Below are 20,775 nucleotides of genomic sequence, written 5' to 3'. Positions count from 1 at the left end.
CGGGCGTCGAGCGATCAACCCTCGGTGGCGCCGCCCCGTCCCACGTGAGACCGCGCCTGCCGCCCTTCCGCGATCCCGGACGACGCAGCTGTACGCATGGCTCGACGACAAGATCGCCGACGCCGCGACAAAGCGACCCACTGACGACGAACCGCTCAGGGCTCATCGCATCCTCTTGCGCCATGAGCGCAGGTTAGAGACGGGTTCGCTGGATGTTCCGCGATGGCCACCGGGACCCCTGGTGACGGCCGTGCCAGGCGGGGGCCGGAGGGCGCGAGGGCGGCTTGACCGTCACTTGTTCCGCGTCCGGGAGGCGGGCGGGCAGAACTCGGCCTCGATCACCGCCCTGGACATGTCGAGCGAGTTGTGCCCGCCGTACAGGTCGACGTTCATGTTGGTGGCGATCAGGTGCTTACCGTCCCGGGTGCCCATCGCGAAGGAGAACCCGCCGGTGATGGCGCCGCCGATGCCCCAGACCCGCACGCCGCACGCCAGCGTCCACGAGAAGACGCCGGTGCCGTAGGTGGTGCCCGGGATCCAGGTGTCCTTCCAGGTGCCGTCCGGCATCGTGATCCCGGTCTTGACCATGGTGAACATCTCGCGCTGCTGGGCGGGCGGAAGAAGCGTGCCGCGCAGCAGCGCGCCGGTGAACCGGTGGAGGTCGCCGACCGTTGAGATCACGCCACCGGCCGCCCAGCCGGTGGTGGCGCTCTGGCCGGTCACGTCGTGGACCTTGGCGCCGGTCTCGGTGGCGAACAGAGTCGAGTAGTGCTGGGTGTGGGGGCCGCGGATCCCCGTCTCCCTGCCCGGCAGGTACGTCCCGGTCAGGCCCAGCGGGCGGACGATCCGCCGCTCGATCTCGCCGGCCAGAGTCCGGCCCGTCACCTTTTCCACGATCATCCCGGCCAGGATGTAGCCGGTGTTGGAGTACACGAAGCCGTCACCCGGCGCCTCGAAGGAGCGCGCGTTGCGCAGGCCGATCTTCACGAGTTGCTCCGGCGTGTAGACGTCGTAGCGGTGCTCCAGCCACGCGGGGCCGGAGAGCTTGGCGAACTCCTCCTTGTCGTTGCCGTAGTTGAAGATCCCGCTGGTGTGGTTGAGCAGGTGCCTGACGGTGATCGCGCCGCCGTCGTTGCCGTTGCCCTTGACCAGGCCCGGCAGCCACTTGTCCACGGTGTCGTCGAGGCTCAGCCGCCCTTCTGCCGCCAGTTGCAGGACCACGGTGGCCGTGAACGGCTTGGCGGCACTGCCGATCCGGAACCGCTCCTGCGCGTGGCGCTTGCGGCCGGTCCGGAGGTCGGCCACCCCCGCCGAGCCGAACCACCGCCCCTGACGGTCGCGAACCTCGGCGACCATGCCGGGCACGCCGCCGTCGGCCACGGCCCGCTCGAGCGCCTTCTGCACCTGGGGGTGGGAGGTGGAGGCGGATGCCGCGGGGAGCGACGTGGCGGCCTGCGTCAACGCGACGGCGGCGATGAGCAGCCCTGCCGTTGAGGGGAGAGATCTGGTCATGTCAGGATTCCTTCCTGGTCAACTCGCGATAGTACTCATTTGGCGCAGACGAAAAGCTATCTTGCATTCACAAAATTTGCAACGCAGAACCCCGAAGAAAAAGGAAATGTCCATGGAATTTGCAATGAGTATGAGATCAAACGCAAGTCGAATAGCCGTACTTGCAATGGGGTGTCGACGAACGCAATACTGTCCGCGGAGCGCAGCGACGAGGAGGCACGCCCGATGCCGGGAGGCAGACTGACGCACCAGGACCGCCGGCACATCGCCGCGGGGCTGGCCGAAGGACGTACCTACACCGAGATCGCCGGGGACCTGCGACGGCCGATCTCCACCGTCACCCGTGAGGTGGCCCGCAACGGCGGAGCCGACGGCTACCAGGCCGACCGGGCACATCAGGCGACCGAGGGCCGGGCTCGCCGCCGCAAGCAGACCCCCGCCCCGGCCCCGGCGCCACCGGCGGCCACCGGCTCACCCGGGCGGGACCCTCAAGCGGTGCACGCCCTGGAGGAACGATTCGCCACGGTGATGACCATGACGGGGCTGCCCCGGATGACCGCCCGGGTGCTCGCCTGCCTGTGCACCGTCGACAGCGGGAGCCTCACCGCCGCCGAACTCGTCCAGCGTCTTCAGGTCAGCCCGGCGTCCATCTCCAAGGCCGTCGGCGAACTGGAGCAGCACGAACTGATCCGGCGCGAACGCGACCCCCGCCGGCGGCGCGACCGGTACGTCATCGACCCCGACGTCTGGTACCGGGCCTGGCTGGTCAGCGCCCGGCAGAACGCCCTGATGGCCGATCTCGCCCGTGACGGAGCCGAAATCCTCATCTCCACCACTCCCGCCGGCGCGCGACTGCGGGACATGAGCCAGTTCCTGGAGCACGTCAGCCGGAACTTGATCCACGCCGCCGAGGAGTGGCGGCAGGACTTCATGTCGAGGCGGACGGCTCAGCGCTGAGAATCGCGAGCAGGGGCCCGGTCCGCCGGCGGCGGGTCGCAGGTGAGGGCGGCGGTCACGGCGCCGATCAGGTGCTCCTCGACCTCGCCCGCACGCCTGCCCCGGTCGGCCGTCAGTTGCTCCCAGACGGAGACCGAGGTCATCGCCCAGGCCAGGTCGGCGGCGACGTCCACGTCCAGGCCGGGCCGCAGCCGTCCGGCGGACGCCAGGCGGCGGACGGCGGCGAGGAATCCCGCGTGCAGTTCGCCCATCCGGTCGCTCCAGGCCGCGGCGGCGTCGGGGTCGTCACGGCGGGAGGCCAGCAGCACCGAGGCCACCGGATGGATCGTCGCCGCGTAGCGCAGCCAGACGCGCAGGAAGGCGGTGAACGCCTCGGCGGGTTCCTCCCCGGTCAGCGCCTTCTCGCAGCGCGCGCGGATCCCGTCCTGCTCGTCCATGTCCCGCACGACGGCCACCAGCAGGCTGGCCCGCGAGCCGAAATGGAGGTAGAGCGCCTGCCGGGAAATGCCTGCCGCGCGGGCCACGTCGGCCATCGAGACCCGCGGGCCCTGCTCGGTGATGAGCCGCCGGGCGGTCTCCAGGATGCGCGATCGCGTGCTTGACACGTGTCAAGCGTAGCCCTAGCTTGACACATGTCAAGCATGGAGGCACTCGATGGACACCACCCACCCGGCGGCCGTCGCCGCCCTCACCGCGATGGGCGCGGTCAGCGCCGGCGACCGGGACGCCTGGCTCGCCTGCTACACACCGGACGCCGTGCTCCACGACCCGGTCGGCGGCTCCCCGCTGGATCCCCACGGCGCCGGTCTGCGCGGCAGGGCCGCACTCGAACGGTTCTGGGAGCTCACCGTCGCCCCCAACGACGTGCGTTTCGAGGTCGCCGCGGTGCACCCCGCCGGCGACGAGGCAGCGGTCGTCGCCTCGGTCTCCGTCCGCTTCCCCACCGGCGCCCGCGCTCGCTACGACGGCGTCTTCGTCTACCGGATCGAAGGCGGGCGGATCTCCTCGCTGCGCGCCTACTGGGACCTGGGCCGCGTCCTGTCCGCGCTCGGCGCCTGACCCGCCGCCGGGCCGCGCGGCACAGGCTCCCGGCCGCTCACGACTCCAGGAAGTGCAGCACCGCGAGCACGCGACGGCTGTAACCGCTGGTGTGCGACAGGTTCAGCCTGTCGAACAGCGAATTGACGTGCTTCTCCACCGCGCTCTGCGACACGTGCAGCTCCTGGGCGATGGAGGCGTTGGTCAGCCCCTGCGCCATCCGTTCCAGCACCTCGCGCTCGCGGGCCGTCAGCCGGGCCAGCGGGTCCACCTGGGTGGTGCGGGCCAGGAGCTGCCGCACCACCTCGGGGTCGAACGCCGCGCCGCCCGCGCCGACCCGCTCCAGCGCGTCGAGGAAGTCGCCGACCTGGCCGACGCGGTCCTTGAGCAGGTAGCCGACGCCGTCCACGTCGGAGCTCATCAGCTCGGTGGCGTAGCGCTTCTCCACGTACTGCGACAGGACCAGCACCTTGATCTCGGGCCAGCGGCGCCGGATCTCCAGCGCCGCCCGCAGCCCCTCGTCGGTGTGGGTAGGAGGCATCCGCACGTCGGCCACGACGATGTCGGGACGGTGCTCGTCCACGGCCGCCACCAGCGCCTGGCCGTCGCTGACGGCGGCGGGCACCTCGTGGCCCTCCTCCAGCAGCAGCCGGACCAGGCCCTCGCGCAGCAGCGTGGAGTCCTCGGCGAGGATCACTCGCACGGCAGCACCGCCGTGATCGTCGTGGGCCCGCCCGCCGGGCTGGTCACCTCGAACCGGCCGTCGAGCGCCGCCACCCGCCGGGCCAGCCCCGACAGGCCGCTCCCGGCCGGCCGCGCGCCGCCCGAGCCGTCGTCGGTCACCCGTACGACCACCGCTGTCTCCTCTTCTCGCACCTCGACCGTGATGAGCGTGGCGGCGGCGTGCTTGGCCGCGTTCGTCACGGCCTCGCAGACCACGAAGTACGCCGCCGTCTCCACCGCCATCGGGGGCCGCCGCTCCAGGCGGCAATCTACCTTGACCGGGACGCTGGAGCGTTCCGCCACCCCCGCCAGCGCCTCACCCAGCCCTAACGAGTCCAGCCCGCTCGGGTAGACCCGCCAGGCCACCTCGCGCAGCTCGGCCAGGGCCTGCTGCGCCTCCCGGTGCGCCTGCTCCATCAGCTCGGCCCGGCCGCGCAGGGAGCGGCCGATCAGCATCGACAGCGCCACCAGCCGCTGCTGCAGGCCGTCGTGCAGGTCGCGCTCGATCCTGCGCCGCTCGGAGTCGACCGCCGCCACGATGCCGGCCCGGCTCTCGGCCAGCTCGGCGATCCGGCGCCGCAGCACCTCGGTGGGGTCGGGCCCGAGCATCCGCCTGGCCAGCACGGACTCCAGCGCGTACACGCCGGCCAAGCCCGACAGCACCAGGAACAGTCCCACGAACCCGGCGACGCCGAAGTAGGTCACCAGCGGCACCGACGGCAGCATGTCATCGAACGGCTCGCCGTGCGCCCAGGCGACCGTGATCTGCACGCCGACCGAGATCCCGAACACCAGCAGCAGGATCACCAGGCCGCCCAGCACCCCGACCGGCACCCGCGCGGCCAGGTACCCGGCCGCACGCTTGCCGCGCCCGTCCGTCAGCGCGTCCAGCGCCGTCAGGTCCAGGCGCAGGCGGCGGGCCTCCATCCTGGCCAGCCGCCGCGCGGCGGCCCACACGTTGGGGTTGCCCAGGAACGGCAGCGTGATCACCAGGAACGCCAGCTCGGCCAGCGCTGTGACGGCGCCGAGGAGCACCGCGCCACCCAGGCGCAGCCCCTCAGCGACGGCTCGCATGCCTCCCCTTGCGGCGCTCGGTCAGCCGGATCACGATGAAGATCACGACGGCGAGGGCGACCAGGCCGAGCACGACCTTGCTGCCGATCCCCGCGTAGGTCTCCACCAGGTGCCACTGGTCGCCCAGCAGGTAGCCGGCCATCACGAAGACGGTGTTCCAGATGAGGCTGCCGGCCGTCGTGAGCAGCGTGAATATGGGCAGCGGCATGCGCTCCACGCCGGCCGGGATGGAGATGAGGCTGCGGAAGATGGGGATCATCCTGCCGAAGAACACGGTCTTGCGGCCGTGGCGCTGGAAGAACGCCTCGGTCTTCTCGATGTCGCTGATCTTGATCAGCGGGAGCTTGCTCGCGATGGCCAGCGTGCGTTCGCGGCCGAGCATCGCCCCGACGGCGTACAAGGCCAGCGCGCCGATCACCGATCCGAGCGTCGTGCACACCAGGACGTCGAGCAGGTCCATGTTGCCTCTGCTCGCCGTGAAACCGGCCAGCGGCAGGATCACCTCGCTGGGTAGGGGCGGGAACAGGTTTTCGAGTGCGATGGCCAGGCCCGCCCCTACGGCACCAAGGCTCTCCATCAGTCCGATCAGCCAGTCAGTCATGAGATCAAGGCTATGGAAGATCCGGATAAACGCGGAATGAAGAGGCTGCCCGATCTCTACTGAGGTAAACCACACCCCCGTTGTACCGTACGATGTACGGCCGTGACCTCTTCGACGGATCTGGCCCGGCACCCGGCAGTCTTCCAACCCGGCGACCCGCCCAGATCCGGCCACGTCGCCTTCCTCGACCCCGGCGGAAACGGGCAGGTCACCCTGGCCGAGGAACACGACGGCCAGGTCACCACCAGACCCGCCGCCGCCACCCTCGTGCCCGTCGCGGAGGCCGTCGCGGCGCTGGCCAGGGCCCGCACGGCCCCGGACGCCCACCCCGCCGCCCGCTTCTGGGGCGCCGCCGCGCTCGTGGCGCTGCAACTCGTCACCCGGGGGCGCATCCTGCCCGGCGTGACGGCCGGGGAGCACGATTCGTGGCGGGCCGGGCCGCTGGACGCCGACGATCTGCGGCGGGTGCGGGAGCTGGCGGCCGCCATGCCCGCCGCCGCCCGCGCCATCCCCCTCGACCCCTGCGGCGGCTCTCTCGGTGCGGAGCCGCTGTTGCCGGACGCCGAGCCGCTCGTGCGCGCCTTCCTGGACGCGGTCGCCGACGCCATGCCCCGCTCACCCGGCGCCGTCCGCGCCACCGGCACCACCGCCTTCGCCGCCGCCAAGCCCGTCAAGGTCCCCCACCTGCGCCGCTGGTCGGAGGAGGTCTCGGCGGGGCTGGACGCGGGCGTGCGGCTGTCGCTGCGCGTCGAGGCCGACGACCCGGCCGCCGCCGAGTTCCGCGCCGTCGTCCAGCTTCACAGCCTGGCCGACCCGTCCCTCATCGTGGACGCCGCCGACCTGTGGCAGGGCCGCGACCCCGGCTTCGGCGCCCGCGCCAGGATCGAGGCGACCCTCGCCGTCCGCCGCGCCGCCCGCGCCTGGCCCCGCCTGGAGCGCCTGCTGGACAGCGCCGTCCCCGACGAGCTCACCCTCTCCGACGGCGACGTCGAGGACCTCCTGGCCGGAGCCGCCGACCGGCTGGCCGCCGCCGGCGTGGACGTGCACTGGCCCAAGTCCCTGGTACGCGGCCTCAGCGCCCGCGCCGTCATCGGCGACCGCGACCCGGCCCCCTCCGACATGCCGTCCTTCCTCGGCGGCCACCACCTGACCAGCTTCGACTGGCAGCTCGCCCTCGGCGGACGCCGCCTGACCGCCGAGGAGATGGACCGCCTCGCCGAAGCCCACCGCCCCGTCGTGCGGCTGCGCGACCAGTGGGTGCTCATCGACCCCGACCTGGCCCGCAAGGCCCGCCAGCGCGACCTGAAGCCCCTGACGGGCATCGAGGCGCTCGGCGCCGCCCTGACCGGCACGGTCGAGGTGGAGGGCGAGCAGGTGCCCGTCGAGCCCACCGCCTGGCTGGAGGAGCTGCGCGAGCGCCTGGCCGAGCCCGCCGCCGCCGATCCGCCCGGCGGGCTGGCCGCCACGCTGCGCGACTACCAGCTCGCCGGGCTGCGCTGGCTGGCCAGGATGACCTCCCTCGGCCTCGGCGCCTGCCTGGCCGACGACATGGGACTGGGCAAGACGATCACGCTCATCGCGCTGCACCTGCACCGCGCCGCCGAAGGGGCGGGGCCCACGCTCGTCGTCTGCCCCGCCTCGCTGCTGGGCAACTGGGAGCGAGAGATCACCAGGTTCGCGCCTGGCGTGCCCGTCCGCCGCTACCACGGCGGCAACCGGGCCCTGCCCGGCGATTGGGCCGGGGAAGGCTTCGTGCTGACCACGTACGCCACCATGCGCCTGGACGCGTCCCTGCTGGCCGCACACCGCTGGGGGCTGCTCGTCGCCGACGAGGCCCAGCACGTCAAGAACCCGGCTTCCGGAACCGCCAAGGCGCTGCGCGAGATCCCCGCCGCCGCCCGCGTCGCCCTCACCGGCACCCCCGTCGAGAACAACCTGTCGGAGCTGTGGGCCATCCTCGACTGGACCACACCCGGGCTGCTCGGCCCGCTCGGCAGGTTCAGGGCCCGATGGGCCAAACCCGTCGAGTCCGGCGACACCGAGACGGCCGGGCGGCTGTCCCGCCTCGTCGGCCCGTTCCTGCTGCGCCGCCGCAAGAGCGATCCCGGCATCGCGCCCGAACTGCCGCCCAAGACCGAGACCGACCGGCCCGTGCCGCTCACCACCGAACAGGCCGGCCTGTACGAGGCGGTCGTCCGCGAGATCATGACCCAGATCGCCGGCGCGCAGGGCATGGCCAGGCGCGGCCTCGTCGTCAAGCTGCTCACCGGGCTCAAGCAGATCTGCAACCATCCCGCGCACTACCTGCACGAGACCGGCCCGCGCCTGACCGGACGCTCCGGCAAGCTGGAGCTGCTCGACGAACTCGTCGACACCATCGTCGCCGAGGACGGCGCCGTGCTGGTCTTCACCCAGTACGTCGCCATGGCCTGGCTGCTGGAACGCCACCTGTCCGGCCGCGGGGTGCCCACCCAGCTCCTGCACGGCGGCACCCCCGTCGCCCGCCGCGAGGAGATGGTCCAGCGCTTCCAGGACGGCAGCGCCCCCGTGTTCCTGCTGTCGCTCAAGGCCGCGGGAACCGGGCTGAACCTGACCCGCGCCGACCACGTCATCCACTACGACCGCTGGTGGAACCCGGCCGTCGAGGACCAGGCCACCGACCGGGCCTACCGCATCGGCCAGACCAGGCCCGTCCAGGTGCACCGCCTCATCACCGAAGGCACGATCGAGGACCGCATCGCCCGCATGCTCACCGCCAAGCGCTCGCTCGCCGACGCCGTGCTGGCCTCCGGCGAGGCCGCCTTCACCGAGCTGACCGACGCCGAGCTCGCCGCCCTCGTGGAGCTGAGATGACCACCGCCGCCCTCGCCGCCCTCGTGGAGCTGAGATGACCGACGCCCGCGGATTCGCCGCGTTCCCCCCGCAGAGCGCCGGCGCCCGCTTCGCCACCTCCTGGTGGGGACGCGCCTGGATCCAGGCCATGGAGGACACCTCCCTGGACCACGGCCTGCTGCGCAAGGGCCGCGCCTACGCCAAGCAGGGCCTGCTCGGCCCCATCACCGTCAGCCCCGGCAGGATCGCCGCCGTCGCCGAGAGCGAGTACGACGTCGTCGTCCGCGTCGAGCAGCTCACCGACGCCGCCTGGCAGCGCTTCCTCGACCAGGTCGCCGCCAAGGCCGGGCACATCGCCGCGCTGCTCGACCGCGACATGCCGCACGACCTGGTGGACGCCGCCGAGGACGCCGCCGTGCCGCTGCTGCCGGCCGTCGGCGACCTGGAGCCCGAATGCTCCTGCCCCGACTGGGGACACCCGTGCAAGCACGCCGCCGCCCTGTGCTACCAGGCGTCGTGGCTGCTGGACGCCGACCCGTTCGTGCTGCTGCTGTTGCGCGGGCGCGGCGAGCGCGACCTCATCGAGGCGTTGCAGGAGCGCGAGGAGCCCGTGCGGGAGCCGTCCGGGGTGCCGGTCGCCGAGGCGTACGCGGTGGGGGTGCCGCCGCTGCCGGAGCCGCCGCCGTACGACGTCGTCTACACCCCGCCCGCGCTGGCGCCCGCGCCCGGCGTGGACGTGGCCGCGCTGGGTGTGCTGGCCGCCTCGGCGTCCGGGCGGGCCCGCGAGCTGCTGCGGCGCGGGCGGCTGCCCGAGCTGGGCGAGTACCAGGACCGCGTCCGGCTGGCCGCCGAGCATGACCTCGACCTCGGGCTCGACGCCGCCGTGCAGGCCTGGCGCTACGGCGGCGCCGACGGTCTGGACGTCCTGGACGGCTCGTGGACGCCGCCCCGGCGGGAGCTGGCCAGGGCGCAGGCGCTGCTGGAAGCGGGGTGGGAGGGCGAGCGGCCGCCGGAGGTGGAGGCTTGGCGCAACCGCTGGACGATCGGCGCCGTGCAGTTGCGCTACGGACGTGACGGGCGGTGGTACCCGTTCACGCGGCGCGAGGAGGATTGGTGGCCGGCGGGACCGCCGGAACGCGACCCTGCGGCATTGCTCGGCTGACCAGGCCGCCCATGGGCGGTCAGAGGGTGTTGTCGAACGTTTGATCTCGCTTCGGTGTGCGCAGGTCCGCGGCGGCGATGGCGGGCTGGTCATCGGTCGCGGCGTGGGCTATCGGGGCTGGCCATCCCGGCGTACAGTCACGGGCATAGGCCGGGGGTGACCGGCTGTTTCACCATTTGGGACGGCTCTGGCCGGGAAACCGAACCCCGCCGGATCCTTCGGGTGATGCGCCTGGAAGGGGACGCGTCGCCGGGCCGCACAGAGAAGCCCTTCTCGCAGGCGGCCCCGGATGCGGACCGGGCGCCGTCACGACGGCGCCAGACTCCGATCCCGGGCGGGAGCCTGGCTCTGCTCCGGGTTTGAGGAGGCCCCGCATGGGCCCGACCGACGACCCTGTCCCGAGGGACGCCCCTGCCCAGACCGGCAGCACCGACGGCGGCGGTGGCGGGCTGGATGACGCCTTCCTGCACGAGCTCACCGCGGCGCTGCTGGCCACCAGCGGTATCGAGGCGGCCCTGAACGAGCTGGCCACGGCCGCCTCGCGCATCACCCCCGGCTCGCCGATGGCCGGGGTGACGCTGCGGCTGGGCGGCCGGGTGCGCACGATCGCCTCCTCCGAGGCCGACGCACTGCTGATCGACGAGATCCAGTACGACAACGGCAGCGACGGCGGGCCGTGCCTGGAGGCCATCGACACCGGCCTGGTGGTCCGGGTGGATGATCTGGCCACCGAACACCGCTGGGGCGAGTACTCCGCACTTCTGCTGGCCCATGGGCTGCGCAGCATCTACTCCCACCCGCTGTGGGCCGGCGAAGTGGTGATCGGCGCGTTGAACATGTACGCCCCCACCACGGCCGAGACCGCCTTCGGCCCGGCCGCCCGCGCGGCGATCGCCCGCGCGGCCGAGCACACCGAGCTGCTGCTGCACGCCGTCGTGCAGGCCGCCCGGCACGTGGAGATCACCGGCCAGCTCCGCGAGGCGCTCGCCCACCGCGCACTCATCGATCAGGCCATCGGCATCTTGATGGGCCAGCGCCGGTGCACCGCCGATCAGGCGTTCACCCTCATCCGGCGCGCCGGCCAGACCCGCAACCGCTCGCCGGCTGAGGTCGCCGCCGACATCATCGTCTCCTTCACCGGCCAAGGCCCGGGACCGCCCCCTTTCGCCGATCCGCTCTGACCCGTCCCGCCCTGACCCGTCCCGCCGGACCGGCCACCGGGAACGGAGAGGGCACGCCAAGCACCGGCACCGCGGCAGGGGACGGCACCGCCGCGGAGGATGAGGACAGGCTGGCACGAGCGCGCGAGCGGGCCGCCCGTGCGGCGGAGCGGCTGGCCGCAGCGCTGGAGCGGCTGGATGCGGCGCGAGCCCGCGAGCAACGCGCCCACCGGCGGCTGACGGAGATCCAGACCGAGACGGCGCGCCGGTGGCCCGGCGCCCCGGGCCAGGCGGGCGATGCGTGGGGGGAGAGGGATGTGTGACAGCAGGGTGGCCGGCTGATTCCTGACCTTGAGTGAACCACTGGTAGCAGACTCGTTTGCTGAACGACCACGAGATCCGGACAGCCGCGGCGCTACTGGCCGCGCCGGCCGCTCGTGACAGCGGCTCTCCGTTGAAGCGTCAGGCGCTGCGGACGGCCGTCCGCCTGCGCTCCGTCACTGCCGACCTCACGAGCGGCCCCACTACCGGCGATGCGCCGCCGCCCGGCCCGGCATCGGCAGGCGCCGGCGGGCCGGCCGTGCGGGCCGGCGCCGAGCTTTCTGCATGTCCGGGCGCACTGGCAGGGCTGTGACCTGGCCCAGGCCGCCGCCGAGCTGATCGGCTCGATCGCCGGCCAGCCGATCTCCGCCCGGCAAGGCTCCACCGGCCCCCGGACGCCTCACCCCGGCCCGGGCCCCGCCACCACTCGCGGACCGCCGCGATCGATCGGCCGATCACCATCGGCCAGAACGCGCCCCAACGGGCGTTTTCCCCCGGCATGGCTGTTGGGGTTGATGCGAGCGGAGTGGTCCTGACTTCGGCGCAGCCGCTCCTGCAGCTCCCGTATCTCATCGCGGAGTTCACGCATGGTCTCGGCCAGGACCGCGGCCTCGAGCCGCCTCTGGCCGAGCCGTCGCCGCAGTTCCCCGTTCTGCTCGCGCCAGCAGGCGATCGACATCGCGAGCAGGTCGGGGTGACGAAGAAACTGTTCATTCTTCATCAGGATCTCCCCGGAATGCCGATGCTCTGCCTCGACGCCGCGACGATCGCCGCCGTCCGTCCGCGGTCCGTTCCCCCTCGCCCCATGCGGACGCTGCATCGACCCGTTCCTCCCCGTGGCGGGACCAGGCGTTGCCGAGGAGCCCGGAGGGAGCCTGGCCCGGGTCGGCCGGAGTATGTGAAGACCAGCGCCTGTCCCGGCATGCCTGTGCGAGCATCGCACCGAATCACCGCGAACGACTCGACCCGGCCACGGATCACCATCGAAGTTCCCCCTTCGAGTGGGGTGGTTCGATGGTCTCACCGGTCGCACCGGAGCGGTAGCGCACTGACCGGCTGGAACCCATTCCTGATCAGGTGCGGTAGTGGCGGGCGACGGTGTCGGCGCTGACATCGAGCACGGCGGCGATCTCGTCCCAGGTGGCGCCGGTGGCTCGATCGGCGGCGACGGCCGAGGCCAGGACGGCGCGGGCCCGGGCGAGCGGGGGCAGCGCGGCGGCGGTGCAGCCGGCGATCGGCCCCGGTTGCCAGCCGCTCTGCTGGGTGGGCGGGGCGAGAGCTTCGGCGTGCAGGTCTAGGGCCCCGCTTCCCGGCTGCCTGACCGAGGTGTTCGGCCTGGTCACGGAGATGGTTGCGCTGCCTGCGGGTGTCGTCCTGGCGTTGGCGGCGCTGGGTGAGGAGGCGCCGGGCGCGGGTGCGGCCGAGGCCCATCGGCAGGTGCCGGAGCAGTACCTACGGGGCCGCCCTCCGCGGCCTGCTGGCGGGGGCAGTGGTGCCTCTGAGCCGGCGCGTCATCTGAATGATCGCCGACCAAGTGATCACGATCTCGCTTCATGGTCACGGATGTTGCGGCGGGTCAAGGTCTCGTGTGGCCTCACTGACCGTTTCCGCCCCCTTCACCGACTGAGGATCGACGATCAGGGTGACGGCACCAGGACAGCGGCCCCTGCGCAGCCGGATCGCGCGCCAGGCGCAGCCGTTGGCCACCAGATAGCGAATCGCATCCACCACATCGCGGCGATCGTGCTTTCCCGGCCGGCCGCCGGTGGGCGTCTGGCAGGCGGGGACCGGCAGAAGCCGCTCCAGCAGAGCCCACTGGGCGGCGCTGGTGTCGGAGGGATGGCGGCACGGGCGCATCGCTCAGCCTCCGACCGGCGCATGACCGTTGGTCAGCATGTCCAGCGTGGACTGCAAGCCGGTGGCCTGGGCCAGGACGAAGCGGGCCTACTTGTCGTCGGGGTACTTCATGGCGTGCGGAGTGATCGTGCCGTCCAGCAGTCGGCTGATCCAAGTCAGCGCGGCGGCGAACTGCTCGCGCGCGGCGACTTCCTTCAGCGCCATCCGGACTCGCTCACCGCACACGTTCGTCGGCAGCCTGCCTTGCTGCCCCCGTCCAGGCGTGGAGGCGGCCATCGCAGGCTCGGGGGTCAGAGAGATTTGGAACGGAGTCCGGCGTTAGCGGGGTTCTCCCAGGTCAGCGAAGCCCCGTCGTGGCGGGCTTCCCAACATCGTCAACGCCGGATTTCGCTCCAGTACCGGAGGCCGTCCTTCGGTGGTTCACCGCCGCCCTATCGCACCGTCCACCCATGTCTGCGGAAATGGCTTGACTCTCTGGCTGACGTCGGCGTTCCCGTCACCCCCTGTCCCTTCTCTGCCGTGGCCGGCTGTGGGGCCGGCCACCTCGCCGGTGCCGATCGGCGCCGGCGCTGGGCGTGGCGACCGGCGGTCGCTGGATGCGGAGAGAAGCTGGTTGGCACGCATGAGGAGCTGGTCGCTACGCTCGAGGCGCTGGTCGGCACGCTCCATGACCTGCTTGGCACGCTCGATGAGCTGCTTGGCACGCTCGATGACCTGGCCGGCGCGCTCGGATGGACGACACAGGTGTTCCGCTCGCGCCGTGGCGGCGATGTCGCGTTCGCTCGCTCGCGGTGCCCGATGCTGCCGCGGGGTGCCGGCCCCGTCGATGCTTCGCGCGGTGCGCGAACCGGCGGGATCATCTGGTGACGGCATGGAGGCTCCAGGTGCGGCGGCAGGCGTGACGTCTTCGGTGTTACCCTCGCCGCATGGGTGCCGCATCGACGCGGGATGACCGGCCGGTCAACGACTCGCCAGCGCGCGAGCCGCTGCGCCCGGCAGTGACGCGGCCGGTGATCGCTCTGGTGGATGACGAGGCGGACCTGGTCGAGATGGCCACCGCGTACCTCACCCGCGACGGATTCCGGATGTGCACCGCCGGCGACACCCGCGGTGCGGCGGCGTTGCTGCGCACCCACCCCGTTGACCTGCTCGTGCTGGATCTCGGCCTCCCCGACGGCAACGGCCTGGACTTCCTGCGCGGGGTGCGCGCCGGCCGTCACCTGCCGGTGATCATCTTGACCGGCTGGGTCGAGGAGCGTGAACGCGTCGTCGGGTTGGAGCTCGGCGCCGACGACTATGTCGTCAAGCCGTTCTCCCTGCCGGAGCTGGCTGCCCGGATCCGGGCGGTGCTGCGGCGCGCGCATCCCCCGGATGCCGACGCGGTGCATCGCGTGGGCGGGCTGGCCGTCGACACCCGGTCACGAGAGGTCAGCGTGGACGGTGTGCCGATGGCGTTGACGCCGCTGGAGTACGGGTTGCTGGCGCTGCTGATCGCCCAGCCCCGGCAGGTGTTCACCACCGGTCAGCTGCTGAGCGCGGTGTGGGGCGCCGACCCGGACCGGCAGGACGGCTCGTCCGTGGTCGAGCATGTGTACCGGCTGCGCCGCAAACTCGCCGCGGCCGACGCGACCAGCCCGCGGATCACCACCGTGCGCGGCATCGGTTACCGGCTGGACCCGTGATGGCCTCCCCCAGCGCACGGGCGTTGGACTACGAACGGCTGTTCGAGGCGCTCCCGTCGCCATACCTGATCATGACGGCGGACTTCACCATCGTCACCATCAATCAGGCCTACGCCGACGCCACCATGATCGACCGGGAGGCGGTGGCCGGCCGGCCGATGTTCGAGGTGTTCCCCGACAACCCTGACGACCCGGACGCCGACGGCGTGCGCAACCTGCGCCGATCCCTGCAGACGGTGGTGGATTCCGGCCGGCCCGACGCCCTCGCCCTGCAGCGCTATGACATCCGTACCCCCGAGGGCGGGTTCGTCGAGCGATACTGGAGCCCGGTCAACACCCCGGTCTTCGCCGACGACGGCAGCGTGGCGTTCATCGTCCACCGGGTCCAGGATGTCACCGACCTGGTCGAACTACGCCGTCGCGGCCACGAGCAGCGGCGCGTCGCCGTGGCGCTGCAGACCCGGGTCGAGCAGATGGAGGCCGACCTGTTCACCCGCGGCCGCCACCTGCAGGACGCCAACCGGGAACTGCAGCGCGTCAACGCCGAACTGGCCGCCGCAAGCGACGCGCTGCGGGCCCAGCAGCAGGCCAAGGACCGGTTCATCGCCACCCTGTCACACGAACTGCGCAATCCCCTCGCCTCGGCCCGCGCCGCCCTCGACGTTCTTGGGCTGGACGTCCCCGACCATCCGGCCCGCGCCGTACTCGCCCGGCAACTGACCGCCCTGACCCGGATGACCGACGACCTGCTCGAAGCCGCCAGGGTCGTCACCGGCCAGCTGCAGGTCGCCCGCCGACCGCTGGATCTGCGCACGCTCGTGGCCGCCACCGTCCGCGACATCGAAGCCGCCCTCCCTGGCACCGCCGGGATCCATCTCGCGTTGCCCGACATGCCGGCGACCGTCCACGGCGACCCGGTCCGCCTCGCCCAAATGATCAGCAACTTGCTCGACAACGCCCGCAAACACGCACCCACCGACCTCCCGGTCCACGTCGAGGTGACCACCGACGCCGGGCACGCCTTCCTGCGCGTGAGGGACCCGGTTTCGCGCCTGATGCGGCGGCCGGCCTGTTCGACCCGTTCGTGCGGGCCGGCACATCCGGCCAGACTGCTCCCGCCGGGCTGGGCCTGGGCCTGGCCGTGGTCCGCGGCATCGCCGCGCTGCACCACGGTACCGCCGCCGCCCACAGCGACGGTCCCGGCACTGGCGCCACGTTCACCGTTCGGCTGCCGCTCACCGACGCGCCGCCGAACAGCGCCGAGCGGCGCCCCGCGCCGGCCACCACCCGGGCGCCGATGCGGGTCTTGCTCGTCGAGGACAACGCTGACCTCGCCGCCATGTACGCCGTGCTGCTACGCCAGCGCGGCGACACCGTCACCATCGCCACCAACGGCACCGACGCCCTCGCCGCCGCCTGCCACCCGTTCGATCTGATCCTGTGCGACCTCGCCCTCGGCGACGACCCCGACGGCTACACCGTCGCCCGCCGGCTGCGCCGCACCCCGACCCACCGCAGCACCCGCCTGATCGCCGTCTCCGGATTCAGCCAAGACACCGACCGCGAACGCAGCCGCGCCGCCGGATTCGACGCCCACCTCGCCAAACCACTCGACCCTGCCCACCTCGACAAACTCCTCAGCGACTGGCCGATCGGCCCACCCCGGACAGCCCAGGCCCCGCCCCGCCCCGCGTGACCCTCCCGCATCCCGGTCCGCGACACCGCCGGCGGGACCGATCACGACGGCGACCTGCGGGCGCTGGCCGACGCGCTGGCAGTGCTGCCGGCCGAGCAGGCGCGGGCCACGGCGGAGGCGTGCCTGCCAACGGGGATCCGGGCGCGGTTCGCCATCGATGCCGCGCCGTATCCGCGTCCCGACGCCGAGTGCTCGCCCGGACGCGGGCACGTGTATCACGACGCCTGCCGGTGTGACGGCACCCGCAAGACCATCCTGGGCTGGGAATATCAGTTCGTCGCCGCGCTGGGCGAACCGCGCTCGGCCTGGACGGCGCCGGTGGACGCGGCCCGCACCACCCATGCCACCCGTCTGGCGGTCACCACCAGCCAAGTTCGCACTCTGACCAACCGGCTGCACGCCGGCGATGACCTGCCCATCCCCCTCGGAGTGCTGGACGCCGGCTACCCGGCCACCGCCCTGTCCGGGCTGCCCGCCCATCTCGTGCTGCGCTTACCGGTCAAGAACGTCTCCTACCGCGATCCGCTCACCCGGCCGGGCAAGCCGGGACGGCCCGGCAAGTTCGGCCAGCGCATCAAGTGCATCGACGAACCGCAGCCCGAGCCCGACGAGGAACTCGTCCTGCCCGACACTTCCAGGTGCGGCACCGTGCACGTCGCCTGCTGGCAGGGTGTCCATCCGAAGATCCACGGCGACCGCACCAACTTCGCCGCCTGGCCTGGCGGCCTGCAAGGGAACCCGCGACCTGACCGAGGACCTACGCCGCCCCTGGGACAAGCCACCCGCCCTGGACCGGCCACTCACTCCCGCACGGGTCCGCCGTGGGTTTCGCAACATCCACCACCTGCTCGGCACCCAAGCCGCTGTTCCCAAACCCAGCCATGCAGGACCGGGACGCCCTCAAGGAACACGCTCCGGCCCAGCCCCACGCCACCCCGTCCCACGCAAGCAAGATCAACCAGCAAAGCTCAGGTGGCCACCGAGACGACGTGACCGACCGACGTGCGATCACCGATCAGCTCCAGCATGCAGTGCGCCACGTCCGCGCGGGTCGTCCGGAACCCGCCCCGCACACTCAGGTCGCGAGCCGTCCGATACGAGCCGGTGAGGCCGTCGTCGGTCAGCCGGGCGGGCCGGACGATCGTCCAGTCCGCGTCGGAGGCGCGCAGCAGCCCCTCCGCCCTGGCCAGATCGGCGTAGGAGTGCCGGAACACGCGCTGGATGATCAGGGGCTTGAGCACGTACCGGGCGAACAGGCCGTCCCCGGCGTCGGCCTCCAGCCCGGCGGCGCTGACCATGAGCAGCCGCCGGGCCCCTTCCTGCCGCATGGCGGCCAGGATGGCGGTGATGCTGCCGGCCTGGACGGTGGTGGGGCCGCGCTCGCGCGAGCCCATCGCGCTCAGCACGGCGTCGCGGCCCTTGACGGCGGGCGCGATGGTGGCGGGGTTCATGATGTCGGCCTCGATGACGTCGAGGCGGTCGCGCAGGTCGGCGGGCAGGCGGCCGGCGTTCCTGACGACGGCGGTGACGTCGTGGCCCCTGTCCAGGCCCTGGCGCAGCAGCTCCAGCCCGGTGCCGCCGGTGGCGCCGAACACGGTGATCTTCATGGGCGATCATCCCCAAGGCAGGTGGGTAAGTGCTCACTCACCACCCTACTCCACCCGCCCTCCGCCTGCCTTCCGTGAGCCCCGCTACTCACATCACGGCAGGGGGGAAGCGGCGCTTGGCACCTGATCGGCCAGCACGCGCGCCAGCTCCACCACCACCTCGCGGCGGCGGGCGACCGCGCGCCCGGGGTCCGGCTCGTCCAGGATGAGCCGCCGCACCTGCGGCACCGCGAAGTTCCACGCCACCAGCCCCAGGACGGTGAACAGCCAGTCCTGTGCCGTCGCCCGGTCCGGCAGGCCGGTGGCCTGCAGCCCGGCCACGTGGTCACGGTAGGAGTCGCGGCGTTCCTCCTCGCCCTCGACCCGGTCGCCACCGGCCTCCAGCGCCTCCCACAGCAGCAGGCGGATCAGCTCGGGATGCTCGTGGTACCAGTCGTAGAGCTGCCCCACCGCCTCGGGCAGGGTGCGCGGGTCGAGGGTCAGGGTGTGGCAGATCTCGTCCATCTTGGCCCGCACGACCACGCCGAAGAGCTTCTCCTTGCCGCCGAAGTACAGGTAGATGGCCTGTTTGTTGGCGCGGGCGGCGGTGGCGATGCGGTCGATCCTGGCACCGGCCAGCCCGTTCTCGGCGAACTCGGCCGTGGCCGCCTCGAAGATCCGCTGCCGGGTGGCCTCCGCGTCGTACGTCATGGAAGCAGAATAAACCATCCAGTTGACTTAGTCGGCGGTCGTGCGCCATGGTGGTGCCCATCGGTAAACCAACCAGATGGTTTATTTCCGTCCTGAGGGAGTGTCGTCATGTCCACCACCACCGTTGCCCCGATGCCCGTCTCCTCGCCCCTGACCTCCGCCCTGCGAGGCCGTGGCGTGGTGATCGTCGGCGGCAGCTCCGGCATCGGCCTGGCCGCCGGCGCGCTGCTGACCTCCGTCGGCGCCCGGGTGACGCTCGTCGGCCGCGACGCCACCCGCCTGGCCGCCGCCGTGGACCGGCTCCGTACGACGCCTGACGCCTCCGTGACCGGCGTCGCCGGCGACGGAAACGACGAGAACGTCCTGGAGCAGGTCCTGGACCAGGCGGGCCAGGTCGACCACGTGCTGGTGACCGCGGGCGGCTTCAGCCCGGGGGCGCTGCTGGACACCCCGGCCGAGCAGGTGCGCGCCAACGTGGACGGGCGGATCTGGGGCGCGTACGGCGCCGCCAGGGCCGCCGCCCGCCGCCTGCCCGCCGGCGGCTCGATCACCTTCAGCTCCGGCCTCTACCTGACCCGCCCCATCCCCGGCGCGTCCGCTGCCATCGCGAGCATCGGCGCGGTCGAGGGACTCACCCGGGCGCTGGCGGTCGAGCTGGCGCCGCGGCGGCTGCGCGTCAACGCCGTCCGGTACGGGGTCGTGGACACGCCGCTGGCGCGCGGCGCCATGGGCGCGGCCGACGACTCGGCCATGGCGGCGGCCGGGCAGAACGCGCTGCTGGGACGCTTCGCCACCGCCGAGGAGGCCGCCTCGGCGACGCTGTTCCTCATGGCCAACAACTTCATGACCGGGACGGTGCTGACGGTGGACGGCGGGCAGAGCCTGGTCTGACCTCCCGCTGGACTACAGTCACGCCCATGATCGAACTGGCTGACGGCACGCGGCTGCGCACCTGGACCACGGGCCACGCCACCTCCGGCAGGCTGCCCGTGGTCCTGCTGCACGGCGGCCCCGGGCTGCCCGACTACCTCGCCCCGGTCGCCGGCCTCATCGACGACCTGTGCCTCGTCCACCGCTACGACCAGCGCGGCGCGGGCGGGTCGGCCTGGGAGGGCGAGCACACCGTCGCCCGCCACGTCCAGGACCTCGCGTCGCTGCTCGACGCGTGGGGGCACGAGCGGGCCGTCCTGGCGGGGCATTCGTACGGGACGGATCTGGCCGCCTACTTCCTGCTGGCCCACCCCGAGCGGGTCGCCGGGCTGATCCAGCTCGCCGGGCCCTTCCTGAACCCGTGGCGGGAGGCCGACCGGGCGGCCCAGCTCGCCCGGCGCACCGGCGAGCAGCAGGCCAGGCTCGACGAGCTGGACGCGATCGCGTCGCGTACCGAGGCCGAGGAGATCGAGTACCTCACGCTGTCCTGGTTCACCGATCACGCCGACCGGGACCGGGCGTGGGAGTGGGCGCTGGCCGCGGCCCGTGCGCTGCGGCCCGTCAACTACGTGATGAACGCGCAGGTCAGGGCGTCGGAGAAGGCGGATCCGCTTGAGGCGCACGTGGACGAGCTTCGCGAGCGGCTGCCGGCCGGTGCGGTGATCATCGGCGGGGAGGGGGACAGCCGCCCGGCCGGCGCGCTGCGGCGGCTCGGCGCGCGGCTCGGCTGTCAGGTCGCGATCATTCCGGACGCGGGACACCACCCGTGGCTGGAAGCCCCGGACCGGTTCCGTGAGCTGTTCCGCGCCGCCGTCGAGCAGGCCTCGCGACGCCGCTGAACACCGGGCCTCGCACGGCGCGTCCGCGGCGGCGGCCCGCGACGAGTCGCCGAGGAGCAGGTCGGCCGTGCCGCCGCCGGCCCGCTCGCAGCGC

The 20,775-nt window shown here is 72.5% G+C and carries 21 protein-coding genes and 2 pseudogenes; 13 read left to right on the top strand and 10 right to left on the bottom strand.

Annotation, left to right across the window (positions count from 1 at the left end):
- Positions 1–291: 291 nt before the first annotated feature.
- Entirely contained in the window at positions 292–1,512 is a 1,221-nt protein-coding gene (locus FXF51_RS26870; RefSeq protein ID WP_148437431.1) for a serine hydrolase domain-containing protein, read from the bottom strand.
- A 225-nt stretch (positions 1,513–1,737) separates the two neighbouring features.
- Between FXF51_RS26870 and FXF51_RS26865 the strand changes: the two genes are divergently transcribed.
- A complete protein-coding gene (locus FXF51_RS26865) occupies positions 1,738–2,469 on the top strand; it encodes a GbsR/MarR family transcriptional regulator (protein ID WP_148437430.1) in 732 nt (243 codons plus the stop codon).
- On the opposite strand, the gene FXF51_RS26860 is transcribed toward FXF51_RS26865, so the two are convergent.
- The gene (locus tag FXF51_RS26860; protein WP_148437429.1) at positions 2,460–3,074 is read right to left on the bottom strand and encodes a TetR/AcrR family transcriptional regulator; all 615 of its coding nucleotides are present in this window, start codon (positions 3,072–3,074) and stop codon (positions 2,460–2,462) included. The genes FXF51_RS26865 and FXF51_RS26860 overlap by 10 nt on opposite strands.
- A 49-nt stretch (positions 3,075–3,123) precedes the next feature.
- Between FXF51_RS26860 and FXF51_RS26855 the strand changes: the two genes are divergently transcribed.
- Positions 3,124–3,528 (top strand): nuclear transport factor 2 family protein, encoded by a 405-nt coding sequence (locus FXF51_RS26855; protein ID WP_148437428.1) that lies wholly within the window; start codon positions 3,124–3,126, stop codon positions 3,526–3,528.
- A gap of 37 nt (positions 3,529–3,565) precedes the next feature.
- Here FXF51_RS26855 and FXF51_RS26850 read toward each other — a convergent pair whose 3' ends face one another.
- The 3 genes from FXF51_RS26850 to FXF51_RS26840 are packed head-to-tail and all read right to left on the bottom strand — an operon-like array spanning position 3,566 to position 5,905.
- Positions 3,566–4,210 carry a response regulator gene (locus FXF51_RS26850; protein WP_148437427.1) on the bottom strand — a complete coding sequence of 215 codons (645 nt, stop codon included), beginning with the start codon at positions 4,208–4,210 and terminating at the stop codon, positions 3,566–3,568.
- A complete protein-coding gene (locus FXF51_RS26845; RefSeq protein WP_148437426.1) occupies positions 4,201–5,304 on the bottom strand; it encodes a sensor histidine kinase in 1,104 nt (367 codons plus the stop codon). Before FXF51_RS26845 ends, FXF51_RS26850 begins: the two co-directional genes overlap by 10 nt.
- Positions 5,288–5,905 carry a DedA family protein gene (locus FXF51_RS26840; protein WP_148437425.1) on the bottom strand — a complete coding sequence of 206 codons (618 nt, stop codon included), beginning with the start codon at positions 5,903–5,905 and terminating at the stop codon, positions 5,288–5,290. The genes FXF51_RS26845 and FXF51_RS26840 overlap by 17 nt, the downstream gene beginning before the upstream one ends.
- 102 nt (positions 5,906–6,007) lie before the next feature.
- On the opposite strand from FXF51_RS26840, the gene FXF51_RS26835 reads away from it, so the two are divergent.
- The 3 genes from FXF51_RS26835 (at position 6,008) to FXF51_RS26825 (ending at position 11,080) form a co-directional block, all read left to right on the top strand.
- Entirely contained in the window at positions 6,008–8,758 is a 2,751-nt protein-coding gene (locus FXF51_RS26835; protein ID WP_222871475.1) for a DEAD/DEAH box helicase, read from the top strand.
- Between the two features lie 34 nt (positions 8,759–8,792).
- Positions 8,793–9,899 carry an SWIM zinc finger family protein gene (locus FXF51_RS26830; RefSeq protein ID WP_148437424.1) on the top strand — a complete coding sequence of 369 codons (1,107 nt, stop codon included), beginning with the start codon at positions 8,793–8,795 and terminating at the stop codon, positions 9,897–9,899.
- 374 nt (positions 9,900–10,273) lie between these two features.
- Positions 10,274–11,080 carry a GAF and ANTAR domain-containing protein gene (locus tag FXF51_RS26825; protein ID WP_148437423.1) on the top strand — a complete coding sequence of 269 codons (807 nt, stop codon included), beginning with the start codon at positions 10,274–10,276 and terminating at the stop codon, positions 11,078–11,080.
- Between the two features lie 700 nt (positions 11,081–11,780).
- Here FXF51_RS26825 and FXF51_RS26820 read toward each other — a convergent pair.
- The 3 genes from FXF51_RS26820 to FXF51_RS26810 form a co-directional block, all read right to left on the bottom strand.
- On the bottom strand, positions 11,781–12,101 hold the full coding sequence (locus FXF51_RS26820; protein ID WP_148437422.1) for a hypothetical protein: 321 nt from the start codon (positions 12,099–12,101) through the stop codon (positions 11,781–11,783).
- Between the two features lie 352 nt (positions 12,102–12,453).
- On the bottom strand, positions 12,454–12,723 hold the full coding sequence (locus FXF51_RS60985; protein ID WP_187414585.1) for a hypothetical protein: 270 nt from the start codon (positions 12,721–12,723) through the stop codon (positions 12,454–12,456).
- Positions 12,724–12,937: 214 nt separating this feature from the next.
- Positions 12,938–13,237: a transposase gene (locus FXF51_RS26810; protein WP_148437421.1), complete on the bottom strand. Its 300-nt coding sequence runs from the start codon at positions 13,235–13,237 to the stop codon at positions 12,938–12,940.
- A gap of 519 nt (positions 13,238–13,756) precedes the next feature.
- Here FXF51_RS26810 and FXF51_RS26805 point away from each other — a divergent pair.
- The 6 genes and pseudogenes from FXF51_RS26805 (at position 13,757) to FXF51_RS26790 (ending at position 17,608) form a co-directional block, all read left to right on the top strand.
- Positions 13,757–14,104 carry a hypothetical protein gene (locus FXF51_RS26805; protein ID WP_148437420.1) on the top strand — a complete coding sequence of 116 codons (348 nt, stop codon included), beginning with the start codon at positions 13,757–13,759 and terminating at the stop codon, positions 14,102–14,104.
- 59 nt (positions 14,105–14,163) lie between these two features.
- Positions 14,164–14,919: a response regulator gene (locus FXF51_RS26800; protein ID WP_148437419.1), complete on the top strand. Its 756-nt coding sequence runs from the start codon at positions 14,164–14,166 to the stop codon at positions 14,917–14,919.
- Positions 14,919–15,674: pseudogene (locus FXF51_RS63825) on the top strand (PAS domain-containing protein); the annotation flags it as partial. The gene FXF51_RS26800 and the pseudogene FXF51_RS63825, both read left to right, overlap by 1 nt.
- A gap of 329 nt (positions 15,675–16,003) precedes the next feature.
- A pseudogene (locus FXF51_RS63820) lies at positions 16,004–16,099 on the top strand (hypothetical protein); the annotation flags it as partial.
- 159 nt (positions 16,100–16,258) lie between these two features.
- A complete protein-coding gene (locus FXF51_RS62015) occupies positions 16,259–16,615 on the top strand; it encodes a response regulator (protein WP_222871473.1) in 357 nt (118 codons plus the stop codon).
- An 81-nt stretch (positions 16,616–16,696) separates the two neighbouring features.
- Entirely contained in the window at positions 16,697–17,608 is a 912-nt protein-coding gene (locus FXF51_RS26790) for a transposase (RefSeq protein ID WP_148437418.1), read from the top strand.
- Here the strand turns inward: FXF51_RS26790 and FXF51_RS26785 are convergent.
- On the bottom strand, positions 17,584–18,222 hold the full coding sequence (locus FXF51_RS26785; protein WP_148437417.1) for an NAD(P)-dependent oxidoreductase: 639 nt from the start codon (positions 18,220–18,222) through the stop codon (positions 17,584–17,586). The genes FXF51_RS26790 and FXF51_RS26785 overlap by 25 nt on opposite strands.
- Before the next feature lie 93 nt (positions 18,223–18,315).
- Positions 18,316–18,912: a TetR family transcriptional regulator gene (locus tag FXF51_RS26780; RefSeq protein WP_148437416.1), complete on the bottom strand. Its 597-nt coding sequence runs from the start codon at positions 18,910–18,912 to the stop codon at positions 18,316–18,318.
- A 108-nt stretch (positions 18,913–19,020) separates the two neighbouring features.
- Here FXF51_RS26780 and FXF51_RS26775 point away from each other — a divergent pair, with 108 nt between their 5' ends.
- The gene (locus FXF51_RS26775) at positions 19,021–19,803 is read left to right on the top strand and encodes an SDR family oxidoreductase (RefSeq protein ID WP_148437415.1); all 783 of its coding nucleotides are present in this window, start codon (positions 19,021–19,023) and stop codon (positions 19,801–19,803) included.
- Between the two features lie 26 nt (positions 19,804–19,829).
- The gene (locus FXF51_RS26770; RefSeq protein WP_148437414.1) at positions 19,830–20,681 is read left to right on the top strand and encodes an alpha/beta fold hydrolase; all 852 of its coding nucleotides are present in this window, start codon (positions 19,830–19,832) and stop codon (positions 20,679–20,681) included.
- Positions 20,682–20,775 lie beyond the last annotated feature (94 nt).

The sequence above is a fragment of the Nonomuraea sp. PA05 genome (assembly GCF_008086045.1).
GTDB lineage: Bacteria > Actinomycetota > Actinomycetes > Streptosporangiales > Streptosporangiaceae > Nonomuraea > Nonomuraea monospora.
Note: the sequence above shows the minus strand (reverse complement) of the source record. Positions and strands in the feature narration are given on the sequence as shown.